The organism is Streptomyces sp. NPDC079141, assembly GCF_040686775.1.
Lineage (GTDB): Bacteria > Actinomycetota > Actinomycetes > Streptomycetales > Streptomycetaceae > Streptomyces.
The window spans coordinates 783840-797102 of record NZ_JBFBLP010000002.1; the positions used below are offsets into that span (position 1 = coordinate 783840).

General features: G+C 70.1%; 10 protein-coding genes. 5 read left to right on the plus strand and 5 right to left on the minus strand.

The annotated features are described in order from the left end of the window. Positions 1–30: 30 nt before the first annotated feature. The 4 genes from AB0Q90_RS08650 to AB0Q90_RS08665 are packed head-to-tail and all read left to right on the plus strand — an operon-like array spanning position 31 to position 5212. Positions 31–1641, plus strand: coding sequence for a glycoside hydrolase family 13 protein (locus AB0Q90_RS08650; protein WP_363158284.1), 1611 nt, complete (start codon positions 31–33; stop codon positions 1639–1641). Between the two features lie 38 nt (positions 1642–1679). Continuing rightward, entirely contained in the window at positions 1680–3005 is a 1326-nt protein-coding gene (locus AB0Q90_RS08655; RefSeq protein WP_363158285.1) for an ABC transporter substrate-binding protein, read from the plus strand. Between the two features lie 6 nt (positions 3006–3011). Then, complete coding sequence (locus AB0Q90_RS08660; RefSeq protein WP_363158286.1) at positions 3012–4376, plus strand: ABC transporter permease subunit; 1365 nt, start codon at positions 3012–3014, stop codon at positions 4374–4376. Continuing rightward, entirely contained in the window at positions 4373–5212 is an 840-nt protein-coding gene (locus AB0Q90_RS08665; RefSeq protein WP_363158287.1) for a carbohydrate ABC transporter permease, read from the plus strand. Before AB0Q90_RS08660 ends, AB0Q90_RS08665 begins: the two co-directional genes overlap by 4 nt. 127 nt (positions 5213–5339) lie before the next feature. On the opposite strand, the gene pgl is transcribed toward AB0Q90_RS08665, so the two are convergent. From pgl to tkt, 5 genes are read right to left on the minus strand one after another with little or no spacing between them, the layout of a single operon-like run. After that, positions 5340–6122 carry a 6-phosphogluconolactonase gene (gene pgl, locus AB0Q90_RS08670; RefSeq protein WP_363158288.1) on the minus strand — a complete coding sequence of 261 codons (783 nt, stop codon included), beginning with the start codon at positions 6120–6122 and terminating at the stop codon, positions 5340–5342. Next, a complete protein-coding gene (gene opcA / locus AB0Q90_RS08675; RefSeq protein WP_363158289.1) occupies positions 6119–7171 on the minus strand; it encodes a glucose-6-phosphate dehydrogenase assembly protein OpcA in 1053 nt (350 codons plus the stop codon). The genes pgl and opcA overlap by 4 nt, the downstream gene beginning before the upstream one ends. After that, a complete protein-coding gene (gene zwf / locus AB0Q90_RS08680; protein ID WP_363158290.1) occupies positions 7168–8691 on the minus strand; it encodes a glucose-6-phosphate dehydrogenase in 1524 nt (507 codons plus the stop codon). Before zwf ends, opcA begins: the two co-directional genes overlap by 4 nt. Positions 8692–8695: 4 nt before the next feature. After that, positions 8696–9814 (minus strand): transaldolase, encoded by a 1119-nt coding sequence (gene tal, locus AB0Q90_RS08685; protein WP_363158291.1) that lies wholly within the window; start codon positions 9812–9814, stop codon positions 8696–8698. A gap of 34 nt (positions 9815–9848) precedes the next feature. Next, the gene (tkt, locus tag AB0Q90_RS08690; protein WP_363158292.1) at positions 9849–11936 is read right to left on the minus strand and encodes a transketolase; all 2088 of its coding nucleotides are present in this window, start codon (positions 11934–11936) and stop codon (positions 9849–9851) included. A 355-nt stretch (positions 11937–12291) separates the two neighbouring features. On the opposite strand from tkt, the gene AB0Q90_RS08695 reads away from it, so the two are divergent. Beyond that, complete coding sequence (locus AB0Q90_RS08695; RefSeq protein WP_363158323.1) at positions 12292–13245, plus strand: heme o synthase; 954 nt, start codon at positions 12292–12294, stop codon at positions 13243–13245. Positions 13246–13263 lie beyond the last annotated feature (18 nt).

Here is a 13263-nt window from a genome sequence, read left to right on the forward strand (position 1 = left end):
CCTCGCGACACCGCTACCTAACATGCATGCATGTCAAGTAAGTGCCACTGGTGGCGTGACGCAGTGATCTACCAGGTGTACGTCCGCAGCTTTCTGGACAGCACCGGCGACGGCGTCGGAGATCTCGCGGGAGTCCGGGCCGGACTGCCGTACCTGAAGAAGCTCGGCGTCGACGGGATCTGGCTGAGCCCGTTCTATCCCTCGCCGCAGCACGACCACGGCTACGACGTCGCCGACTACCGCGGCGTCGACCCGCTCTTCGGTGACCTCGCCGAGTTCGACCTGCTGATGGCGGCCGCCCGGCGGCTCGGCGTCAAGGTGCTGCTGGACATCGTCCCCAACCACTGCTCCAGCGAGCACCCGTGGTTCCGCGAGGCCCTCGCCGCGGCGCCCGGCAGCGCGGCCCGCGCCCGCTTCCACTTCGCCGACGGCCGTGGCCCGGACGGCGCCGAGCCGCCCAACAACTGGCACTCCATGTTCGGCGGCCCGGCCTGGACCCGCGTCGAGGACGGCCAGTGGTACCTGCACATGTTCGCGCCGGAGCAGCCCGACTGGAACTGGCGCAACCCCGAGATCGGCGCCGAGTTCGACCAGGTGCTCCGCTGCTGGCTGGACCGGGGCGTCGACGGCTTCCGTATCGACGTCGCCGCCGGCCTCTTCAAGCACCCCGAGCTGCCCGACTCCGACGACCCGGAGGCCGACGCCCGCACCCGCGACTCGGTCAACCCGCTCGCCTGGAACCAGCCCGAGGTGCACGAGGTCTGGCGCCAGTGGCGTTCGATATGCGAGGAGTACACCGCCCGCGACGGCCGTGAGCGGCTCCTGGTCGGCGAGGTGTCCGTGCCGACCGCCCGCGAACACGCCCTCTACGTCCGCGCCGACGAACTCCACCAGGCCTTCTTCTTCGACCTGCTCGGCGCCGCCTGGGACGCCGACGCCTTCCGCAAGGTCATCTCCGAGGCCATGCAGGACATAGCCGGTACGGGATCCACGGTCACCTGGGTCCTCAACAACCACGACCAGGTCCGCACCGTCACCCGCTACGGCGAACCCGCCACCGAGGGCAGCGGACTCGGTGCCGCCCGCGCCCGCGCCGCCGCGCTGCTGATGCTGGCGCTGCCCGGAGCCGCGTACATCTACCAGGGCGAGGAGCTGGGGCTGCCCGAGGTCGTCGATCTGCCCGACGACGTGCTCACCGACCCGATCTTCCGCCGCACCGGCAGCCGGGCGCGCATCCGGGACGGCTGCCGCGTGCCGCTGCCGTGGTCGGGGCAGGCCTCGCCGTTCGGGTTCACCTCCGGGGCGGAGAGCGCCAAGCCCTGGCTGCCGCAGCCGGAGTACTTCGCCGAGTACGCCACCGACCGCGCCCTCGCCGACACCCGCTCCTTCTGGCACCTGTACCGCGACGGACTCCAACTGCGGGCCGCACTGCCCCAGTTGGGCGAGGGCGAACTGCACTGGCTGGACAGCGCGCCCGACGTCCTCGCCTTCACCCGCGGCGACGGAGTCGTCTGCGCCGTCAACTTCGGTACGGCACCCGCCCCCGCGCCGGTCTCCGGCACCCCGCTGCTGGCCAGCGGCCCCTGTCCCGCCGGGGTGCTCCCCGGCTCCACGGCCGCCTGGTGGATCGGCGACCTCTGAACCTCCGTCAACTCCCCATCCCCGAAGGGACATCAACGATGATGCGACGACGTACCACCCTGCTCACCGGATGCACCGCCCTCGCGCTGGCACTCGGCGCGACCGCCTGCGGCGGCGGGCCCGTCACGGCAGGCGGCGGCGACCAGGCGCTCAGCGGCCAGACCGTCACCGTGGCCGGAGTCTGGTCCGGCAGCGAGCAGAAGAACTTCCAGAAGGTGCTCGACGCCTTCGCCGAGAAGACCGGCGCCAAGACCCAGTTCGTCTCCACCGGGGACAACGTCTCCACCGTCGTCGGCAGCAAGATCGAGGGCGGCAACGCCCCCGACGTCGTCATGGTCCCGCAGGTCGGCGTCCTCCAGCAGTTCGCCGAACAGGGCTGGCTCAAGCCGCTGTCCCAGGCCACCGAAGAGTCCGTCGACGCCAACTACGCCGAGGTCTGGAAGACCTACGGCAGTGTCGACGGCACCTTCTACGGCCTCTACTTCAAGGCCGCCCACAAGTCGACCGTCTGGTACAGCCCCGAGGCCCTCGACCAGGCCGGCGTGCAGCCGCCGCGCACCTTCGACGCCCTGCTGAAGGCCGGCCGCACCGTCTCCGACTCCGGGCTCGCCGCCTTCTCCGTCGCCGGTCAGGACGGCTGGACCCTCACCGACTGGTTCGAGAACATCTACCTCTCCCAGGCCGGACCCGAGAAGTACGACGCCCTCGCCGCGCACGAGCTGAAGTGGACCGACGCCAGCGTCGTCGAGGCGCTCACCACCCTCGGCACGGTCTTCAAGGACGAGCAGCTCATGTCCGGCGGCCGGGACGGCGCCCTGAACACCGACTTCCCCGGCTCCGTGGAGCAGGTCTTCGGGCCCGAACCGGAGGCCGGCATGGTCTACGAGGGGGACTTCGTCGCCGGGGTCGCCAAGGACCAGTTCGGGCGGTCCATAGGCGACGACGCGAACTTCTTCCCCTTCCCCGCGGTCGACGGCGGCACGGCGCCCGTCGTCAGCGGCGGTGACGCCGCCGTCGTACTGAAGGACGGCAAGAACCAGAAGGCCGCCCAGGCGCTCGTGGAGTACCTCGCGACGCCGGAGGCCGCCGCCGTGTGGGCCGAGGCGGGCGGATTCCTGTCCCCGAACAAGAAGCTCGACCCGGCCTCGTACAGCGACGGCGTCACGCGGACGACCGCCAAGTCCCTGATCGCCGCCGGGGACACGGTCCGCTTCGACATGTCCGACCAGGCGCCCGCCGCCTTCGGCGGCACCAAGGGCACCGGCGAGTGGAAGATCCTCCAGGACTTCCTGCGCGACCCCTCCGACCCGGAGGAGACCGCGGCCCAGCTGGAAGCCGCGGCGGCCAAGGCCTACCGGGGCTGACGCGCCATGACCGCGACCCTTGTGAAGGAGACGAGCCCTCCGCCGCCGCCCGCCACGCTCCCCGGGCGGGCCCGGCGCCTGCGGCGGCGCGGACGGATCGTCGCCCTGCTGTTCGTCTTCCCCGCGCTGCTCCTGCTGGGCGCGCTCGTCGTCTACCCCGTGCTGTTCTCGGTCGGCCGGAGCTTCTTCGACGCCTCCGGCACCCGGTTCGTGGGCGGCGAGAACTACTCCGAGATGTTCCGCGACCCGGCCACCCTCAAGGCGGTGCGCAACAGCGCGATCTGGGTGGTGGTGGCGCCCGCCCTGCTGACCGGCCTGGGCCTGATCCTGGCCGTGCTGGTGGAGAAGGTCCGCTGGGCCACCGCCTTCAAGCTGCTGCTGTTCATGCCGATGGCGGTGTCCTTCCTCGCCGCCGGCATCATCTTCCGGCTCGCCTACGACGAGGACCCGGACAAGGGCGTCCTCAACGCCGCGGCCGTCTCCGTGCACGACGCCTTCCAGGGCACGTCGGCCTATCCGACCGCCCGGGCCCGCGACGGCCAGGGGCTGAGCGAGGGCGGGGACGGCTCGTACCGTACGAGTGCGAGCGTCTCGCCCGGCGACGCGGTGGCCCTCGGCCTGGTCGGCGTGCCGCCCAAGGAACTGCCCGCCGACGCACAGCCCGCGTACCAGGCCGCCGCTCGGCAGGCCGCTGCCGGTGAACTGCGCGGGGTCGTCTACCTGGACTTCACGCCCGGTGGGGGAGGGGAGCAGGGCCGTGTCGACCGGCGGGAGAGCGGGCTGCCCGGCGTCACGGTGGAGGCGGTGCGCGACGGGCGGACCGTCGCCACGACGACGACCGGCTCCGACGGCTCCTTCCGCTTCCGGGAGTTGGCCGACGGCGCCTACGACGTGCGGCTGCCCGGGTCGAACTTCGCCGCGCCGTACGAAGGGATCTCCTGGCTCGGGCCGGCCCTCGTCACGCCGGCGATCATCGGCGCGTACCTGTGGATCTGGACCGGGTTCGCGATGGTGCTGATCGGTGCCGGGCTTGCGACGCTGCCGCGGGACGCGCTGGAGGCGGCGCGGATGGACGGCGCGAACGAGTGGCAGATCTTCCGGCGGATCACCGTGCCGCTGCTGGCGCCGGTGCTGACGGTCGTGTTCGTCACCCTCGTCATCAACGTGATGAAGGTCTTCGACCTCGTCTACATCATCGCGCCCGGGCCGGTGCAGGAGGACGCCACCGTGCTGGCCACGCAGATGTGGCTGGTGTCGTTCGGTGGTGGCAACAACCAGGGGCTCGGCAGTGCCCTCGGGGTGCTTCTGCTGCTGCTCGTGGTGCCCGCCATGGTCTTCAACCTCCGCCGTTTCCGAAGGAGTCAGCGATGAACGCCGTGCGACGCGGTCTCGGCAATGGTGTGGTGCAGGTGGTTCTGGTGCTGGTCGGGCTGGTGTGGGTCACGCCGTTGGCCGGGCTGCTGCTGTCGTCGCTGCGGTCGGCCTCGGACACCGCGCGGGGTGGCTGGTGGACGGTGTTCACCAGTCCCGGTCAGCTCTCCCTGGACAACTACTCGGCGTTGCTGGAGAACGCGGGGATCACGCGGGCGTTCTGGAACACCGTGTTGATCTCGGTGCCTACGACTGTGCTGGTGGTGGTGCTTGCGGCGCTTGCCGGGTACGCGTTCGCGTGGCTGGACTTCCCCGGCCGGGAGGCGATCTTCCTGGTGGTGGTGGCGCTGCTGGTGGTGCCCGTGCAGGTCGGGCTGCTGCCGGTGGCCAAACTCTTCGGTCAGCTGGGGCTGTTCGGGACGATTCCGGGTGTGGTGCTGTTCCATGTCGCCTACGGGCTTCCGTTCGCAGTGTTCCTGCTGCGCAACTACTTCGCCGAGATGCCCAAGGAGATGCTGGAGGCGGCGCGGATGGACGGGGGCGGGGAGTGGCGGATCTTTGTGCGGCTCGTGCTGCCGGTGGGGCGGCCGGCGATTGCGTCCCTGGCGATCTTTCAGTTCCTGTGGGTGTGGAACGACATGCTTGTCGCGCTGCTGTTCGCCGACAGTGCCTCGCAGCCGTTGACCGTTGAACTCCAGTCGCAGATACGGCAGTTCGGCAGCAACATCGATGTGCTGGCGCCCGGGGCGTTTGTGTCGCTGGTGGTGCCGGTGGTGGTGTTCTTCGCGTTCCAGCGGCACTTTGTGCAGGGGGTGATGGCGGGGTCGGTGAAGTAGGGCTCCGCGCCGGACGGATTTCACCCCCGGGGGCTGCCGCCCCCGGACCCCCGCTTCGGCCCTGAACGGGCCTCGTCCTCGAACGCCGGACGGGCTGAAACCAGCCCGTCCGGCGTTTGAGGACGCCTCACGCCGAAGCCGGTGGATACAGCGATCGGGGCAGCTGCGAGGCAGCCGCCGCGTCCAGTAGCCACAGGGTGCGCTGGCGGCCGCGCGCCCCCGCCGCCGGGGCCTGGATCTCGCCCGCGCCCGAGAGGGCGATCGCCGCGGCCTGGGCCTTGTCCTCGCCGGCCGCGAGGAGCCAGACCTCGCGGGCGGCCCGGATGGCGGGCAGGGTCAGAGTGACCCGGGTGGGCGGGGGCTTCGGTGCGCCGTGCACCCCGACGACCGTGCGTTCCGTCTCGCGGACCGCCGGGAGTTCGGGGAACAGGGACGCCACATGCGTGTCCGGGCCCACACCCAGCATCAGGACGTCGAACGTCGGCACCGCGCCGTGGTTCTCGGGGCCCGCCGCAAGGGCAAGCTCCTCGGCGTAGGCGGCCGCCGCCGCGTCCGCGTCCGCGCCGTACGGACCGTCCGACGCGGGCATGGCGTGCACGCGCTTGGGGTCCAGCGGCACCGCGTCCAGCAGGGCCTCGCGGGCCTGCGTGACATTGCGCTCCGGGTCGCCCTCGGGGAGGAAGCGTTCGTCGCCCCACCACAGGTCGAGGCGGCCCCAGTCGATGGCGTCACGGGCGGGCGCCGCCGCCAGCGCGGCCAGCAGGCCGTTGCCGTTGCGGCCGCCCGTGAGGACCACGGACGCCTCGCCCCGGGAGGCCTGCGCGTCCACGATCTTCGTGATCAGCCGGGCCGCCGCGGCCTGCGCCATCAGCTCCTTGTCCCGGTGCACGACCAGCTGCGGAGTACTCACTTCGCCGCCGCCTTCTTTGCCGGAGCCTTCTTCGCGGCCTTCTTGGCAGGCGCCTTCGCGGCCGTCTCCACCGGCGCTTCGACGGCGGCCGGCTCATCCTCGGCCGGTACGGGCTCCTCGACGACCGGGTTCAGCCGCTCCACCCCGAACCGCAGCGCGGACGCGTACGTGTCGTCCGGGTCCAGCCGCCGCAGCTCCTCCGCGATCAGCTCGGCCGTCTCGCGGCGCTTGAGCGCCACCGCACGGTCCGGCTGACCCTGGATGGACAGCGTCGCCAGCGAGCCGTCCGGCCGGTCCAGGACGATCGGGCCGCAGTCGGTGGACATACGGACCGCCGTCAGACCGGGGCCCGACGACAGCGACCGCTTCACGGGGACGTCCAGCCGGTCCGCGAGCCACATCGCCAGCAGCTCACAGCTCGGGTTGAACTCCTCGCCCTCCACCTCGACGCCCTTGACCTCGCACACGACCTGGTCCAGCGCCGCGGCCAGCATCGAACGCCAGGGCGTGATGCGGGTCCACGACAGGTCCGTGTCGCCGGGGGTGTAGGTGCCGGCGCGGGATCCTAGGTCCCGTACCGGCTGCTCGGAGGCGTAGGTGTCGGTGACCCGGCGCTGGGCCAGCGCGCCCAGCGGGTCGTTCGCCGGGTCGAGCGGCGCGTTGACCGGCCACCAGACCACCACCGGCGCGTCCGGCAGCAGCAGCGGCAGGACGACCGACTGGGCGTGGTCGACGACCTCGCCGTACAGGCGCAGCACGATCGTCTCGCCGGTGCCCGCGTCCGCGCCCACCCGCACCTCGGCGTCCAGGCGGGACTGCGTGCGGTCGCGGGGCGAGCGCGAGACGCGCTTGATGACGACGAGCGTGCGCGAGGGGTGCTCGTGCGAGGCGTCGTTCGCGGCCTTGAGCGCGTCGTACGCGTTCTCCTCGTCCGTGACGATGACCAGCGTGAGCACCATGCCGACGGCCGGGGTGCCGATGGCTCGGCGGCCCTGCACCAGCGCCTTGTTGATCTTGCTGGCCGTGGTGTCCGTGAGGTCTGTCTTCATGGCCGGCGCCAGCTCCGTCCGTCTCGCTCAAGCATGTCGTCCGCCTCGACGGGCCCCCAGGTACCGGCCGGGTACTGGGGCGGCTTGCCGTGCTTGTCCCAGTACTCCTCGATCGGGTCGAGGATCTTCCAGGACAGCTCGACCTCCTCCGTGCGCGGGAAGAGGTTGGAGTCGCCGAGCAGCACGTCGAGGATCAGGCGCTCGTACGCCTCCGGGCTGGACTCGGTGAAGGACTCGCCGTAGGCGAAGTCCATCGACACGTCCCGGATCTCCATCGAGGTGCCCGGCACCTTGGAGCCGAAGCGGACCGTGACACCCTCGTCCGGCTGGACGCGGATGACGATCGCGTTCTTGCCGAGCTCCTCCGTCGCCGTGTGGTCGAAGGGGGAGTGCGGCGCCCGCTGGAAGACCACCGCGATCTCGGTGACCCGGCGGCCCAGGCGCTTGCCGGTGCGCAGATAGAAGGGGACGCCCGCCCAGCGGCGGTTGTCGATGTCCAGCTTGATCGCGGCGTAGGTGTCGGTCTTCGACTTGGGGTCGATGCCCTCCTCCTGGAGGTAGCCGACCGCCTGCTCGCCGCCCTGCCAGCCGGCCGCGTACTGCGCGAACACGGTGTCGCGGCCCAGGTCCTTGGGGAGCCTGACGGCGCCCAGCACCTTGGTCTTCTCCGCGGCCAGTGCGTCCGCGTCGAAGGAGGCCGGCTCCTCCATGGCGGTGAGGGCCATCAGCTGGAGCAGGTGGTTCTGGATGACGTCACGGGCGGCGCCGATACCGTCGTAGTAACCGGCCCGGCCGCCGATGCCGATGTCCTCGGCCATCGTGATCTGGACATGGTCCACGAAGGACCGGTTCCAGATCGGCTCGAACATCGTGTTGGCGAAGCGCAGCGCCAGGATGTTCTGGACGGTCTCCTTGCCCAGGTAGTGGTCGATACGGAAGACCTGGTCCGGGGCGAAGACCTCGTGGACGACCTTGTTGAGCTCCTCGGCGGAGGCGAGGTCGTGCCCGAAGGGCTTCTCGATGACCGCGCGCCGCCAGGAGCCGCCCGTCTGGTCGGCGAGGCCGTGCTTCTTCAGCTGCTGGATGACCACCGGGAACGAGCGCGGCGGCACCGACAGGTAGAAGGCGAAGTTGCCGCCCGTGCCCTGTGCCTTGTCCAGCTCGTCGATGGTGTCGCGCAGCCGCTCGAAGGCCTCGTCGTCGTCGAAGGTGCCCTGGACGAACCGCATGCCCTGGATGAGCTGGTGCCAGACCTCCTCGCGGAAGGGGGTGCGGGCATGCTCCTTGACCGCGTCGTGGACCTCTTGCGCGAAGTCCTCGTTCTGCCACTCACGCCGGGCGAAGCCGACCAGCGAGAAACCCGGCGGCAGCAGACCCCGGTTCGCGAGGTCGTACACGGCGGGCATGAGCTTCTTTCGTGACAAATCGCCCGTGACGCCGAAGATGACCAGGCCCGACGGCCCCGCGATACGCGGGAGCCGTCGGTCGGCGGGGTCACGCAGCGGGTTGCTGCTTGACAAGATTTCAGCCCTCCGAGGGGGCGAGGCGGTTCAGCTCCGCCTCGGTCGACTTCAGCAGGTCGTTCCAGGACGCCTCGAACTTCTCGACGCCTTCGTCCTCCAGCAGCTGCACCACGTCGTCGTACGAGATCCCGAGCTTCTCGACGGCGTCGAGCTCGGCGCGGGACTGCTCGTAGGTGCCGGCGACCGCGTTGCCGCGGATCTGGCCGGACTCCTCGGTGGCCTGAAGCGTGGCTTCCGGCATGGTGTTCACCGTGTTCGGCGCGACCAGCTCGTCGACGTAGAGGGTCGGCTTGTAGGCCGGGTCCTTCACGCCGGTGGAGGCCCACAGCGGGCGCTGCTTGTTGGCGCCCGCCTTCTCCAGCGCCGCCCAGCGGTCGGTGCCGAAGACCTCCTCGTACGCCTGGTAGGCGAGGCGGGCGTTGGCGACGCCGGCCTTGCCGCGGGCGGCCTTGGCCTCGTCGGTGCCGAGCGCGTCGATCCGCTTGTCGATCTCGGTGTCCACGCGGGACACGAAGAAGGAGGCCACGGAGTGGATCAGGGAGAGGTCGAGGCCCTTCTCCTTCGCCTTCTCCAGGCCCGCCTGGTAGGCGTCCATGACCTCGCGGTAGCGCTCAAGGGAGAAGATCAGCGTGACGTTGACGCTGATGCCGTTGCCGATCACCTCGGTGATGGCCGGCAGGCCCGCCTTGGTGGCCGGGATCTTGATCAGCGTGTTGGGCCGGTCGACCAGCCAGGCCAGCTGCTTGGCCTCGGCGACGGTCGCCTTGGTGTTGTGGGCCAGGCGCGGGTCGACCTCGATCGACACGCGGCCGTCCTGGCCGCCGGTGGCCTCGAAGACCGGGTGCAGGATGTCGGCGGCGTCGCGGACGTCCGCCGTCGTGATCATGCGGACCGCCTCGTCGACGGTGACCTTGCGGGCGGCGAGGTCGGTGAGCTGCTGCTCGTAACCGTCGCCCGACGAGATCGCCTTCTGGAAGATGGTCGGGTTGGTGGTGACGCCCACGACGTGCTGCTGGTCGATCAGCTCGGCGAGGTTGCCGGACGTGATCCGCTTGCGCGACAGGTCGTCCAGCCAGATCGCCACGCCTTCCTCGGAGAGGCGCTTGAGTGCGTCTGTCATGGAATTACATCTCCTACGGTGTCGTATATGGGCGTCAGCGCTGGGCGGCGGCGAGGGATTCCCGGGCCTGGGCAGCCACGTTCTCGCCAGTGAAGCCGTACTCCTGGAAGAGCAGCTTGCCGTCGGCGGAAGCACCGAAGTGCTCCAGGGAAACGATGCGGCCGGCGTCCCCGACGTAACGGTGCCAGGTGAGACCGATACCGGCCTCCACCGCGACACGCGCCTTGACCGCGGGCGGCAGAACGCTGTCCCGGTACCCCTGGTCCTGCTCCTCGAACCACTCCACGGAGGGCATGGACACCACGCGCGTGGGAACGCCGTCGGCCTCCAGCCGCTCACGCGCGTCCACGGCGACGTGCACCTCGGAACCGGTCGCGATCAGGATCACCTCGGGGGTGCCGTTCGACGCCTCGAACAGGACGTAACCTCCCTTGGCCGCATCCTCGTTGGGCTCGTACGTCGGCACGCCCTGACGGGTCAGCGCGAGGCCGTGCGGCTGACCCTTGCCGAAGACCTTCGTGTATCGCTTGAGGATTTCGCGCCAGGCGATCGCGGTCTCGTTGGCGTCCGCCGGGCGGACCACGTTCAGACCGGGGATCGCGCGCAGCGAGGCCAGGTGCTCGACCGGCTGGTGCGTCGGGCCGTCCTCACCCAGACCGATGGAGTCGTGCGTCCACACGTACGTCACCGGCAGGTGCATCAGGGCCGACAGGCGCACCGCGTTGCGCATGTAGTCGGAGAACACCAGGAACGTGCCGCCGTAGACACGGGTGTTGCCGTGCAGCGTGATGCCGTTCATCTCCGCGGCCATGGAGTGCTCGCGGATGCCGAAGTGGATCGTGCGGCCGTACGGGTCCGCCTCCGGCAGCGGGTTGTCCGCCGGGAGGAAGGACGACGTCTTGTCGATGGTCGTGTTGTTCGAGCCGGCCAGGTCGGCCGAGCCGCCCCACAGCTCGGGGATCACCGCACCGAGCGCCTGGAGCACCTTGCCGGACGCGGCTCGCGTGGCGACGCCCTTGCCCGCCTCGAAGACCGGGAGCTTCTCCTCCCAGCCCTTGGGCAGCTCGCCCGCGGCGATGCGGTCGAACTCGGCAGCGCGCTCGGCGTTGTTGTTGCGCCACTCCTGGAACGACTTCTCCCACTCCGCCTTGGCCTGACGGCCGCGCTCCAGCGCCTGGCGGGTGTGGTTGATGACCTCGTCGGAGACCTCGAAGGTCTGCTCCGGGTCGAAGCCGAGGACACGCTTGGTCGCCGCGATCTCGTCGTCGCCGAGCGCCGAGCCGTGGGCGGCCTCGGTGTTCTGCGCGTTCGGGGCGGGCCAGGCGATGATCGAGCGCATCGCGATGAACGACGGCTTGTCGGTGACGGCCTTGGCCTGCTGCACGGCGTCGTAGATGGCGGCCGGGTCGAGGTCGCCGTTGGCCTGCGGCTGGACGCGCTGCACATGCCAGCCGTACGCCTCGTAGCGCTTGCAGACGTCCTCGGAGACGGCCGTCTCGGTGTCGCCCTCGATCGAGATGTGGTTGTCGTCCCACAGCAGGACCAGGTTGCCGAGCTTCTGGTGGCCGGCCAGCGAGGACGCCTCGGCGGAGATGCCCTCCTGGAGGCAGCCGTCACCGGCGATGGCGAAGACGAAGTGGTCGAACGGGGACTCGCCGACGGGAGCCTCCGGGTCGAACAGACCGCGCTCGTAGCGGGCGGCCATCGCCATGCCGACGGCGTTGGCGACACCCTGGCCCAGCGGGCCGGTGGTGGTCTCGACGCCCACGGTGTGGCCGTACTCGGGGTGACCCGGGGTCTTCGAGCCCCACGTCCGGAAGGCCTTCAGGTCGTCCAGCTCCAGGCCGAAGCCGGCCAGGTACAGCTGGGTGTAGAGGGTCAGGGACGAGTGGCCGGCGGACAGCACGAAGCGGTCGCGGCCGACCCAGTCGGCGTCCGCCGGGTCGTGCCGCATCACCTTCTGGAAGAGGGTGTACGCGGCGGGCGCCAGGCTCATCGCCGTACCGGGATGGCCGTTGCCGACCTTCTGTACGGCGTCGGCGGCCAGGACGCGGGCGGTGTCCACGGCCCGCTGGTCCAGCTCGGTCCAGTCGAGGTCTGCGGTGGTCGGCTTGGTGCTCACCCTGGGTCAGGGCTCCTCTCCACATGTCACGCATGTCGAATTGCCGGTGCACGGGGCGCCCCGGCCGTTGTCGAGCCTACCCCCGTATGTACGTGCGTTTTTTCGAGTCATTCCAGACTGCCGGGACTCGCTGGAATCCGCCTCCTGACTGGGCCGTACCGCACTCGGCAAGTGAATACGAAGCCGCTCGAACGAGTGCTCAATCGAGTGCCGATCGGCTCTTCCAGCGGCGGTCGCCAACACGAGGCCACCCCCGCGAATGTCCGGGTCTGGGCAACGTCTACAGTGGCGTGGTACGCGCGAGCCTTTACCGGGACTTCACACCGGCGGGCTTGCTGGGATGTCTCTGTCAGGGGTGTGCGTGACGGCCGTTGAATCCCGTCCAGCGGGGATTGTCGGGACGAGCCAGAGCCCGAGTCGGCGGCCGTTCGGGGCCCGGGTCCTGGCGTTCGTGGCGCTGACCAAGCCGCGGATCATCGAACTGCTGCTGATCACCACCGTTCCGGTGATGTTCCTGGCGCAGCAGGGCGTGCCCGATCTGAAGCTGGTGCTGCTGACCTGCATCGGCGGCTACCTGTCCGCGGGTGGCGCCAACGCGCTCAACATGTACATCGACCGCGACATCGACGCCCTCATGGACCGCACCTCGCAGCGGCCGCTGGTCACCGGCATGGTGAGCCCGCGCGAGTGCATGGCCTTCGGCATCACCCTGGCGGTCGTCTCCACCCTGCTGTTCGGCCTCACGGTCAACTGGCTGTCGGCCTGGCTGTCCCTCGGCGCACTCCTCTTCTACGTCGTCGTCTACACGATGATCCTCAAGCGCCGTACCTCGCAGAACATCGTGTGGGGCGGCATCGCCGGCTGCATGCCGGTGCTGATCGGCTGGTCCTCGGTCACGAACTCCGTGTCGTGGGCGCCGGTCATCCTCTTCCTCGTGATGTTCTTCTGGACGCCGCCGCACTACTGGCCGCTGTCGATGAAGGTGAAGGACGACTACGCGCGCGTGGGCGTGCCGATGCTCCCGGTCGTGGCCTCCAACAAGGTCGTCGCCAAGCAGATCGTCCTCTACAGCTGGGTGATGGTGGCGGTCTCGCTGCTGCTGACCCCCCTCGGCTACACCGGCTGGTTCTACACGCTGGTCGCGCTGGTGGCCGGCGGCTGGTGGCTGTGGGAGGCACACGCCCTGCAGAACCGGGCGAAGGCCGAGGTGACGGGCGCGAAGCTGAAGGAGATGCGCCTGTTCCACTGGTCCATCACCTATGTCTCGCTGCTGTTCGTCGCGGTCGCGGTGGACCCCTTCCTGCGCTGACGTACGTCACAGTGCCCT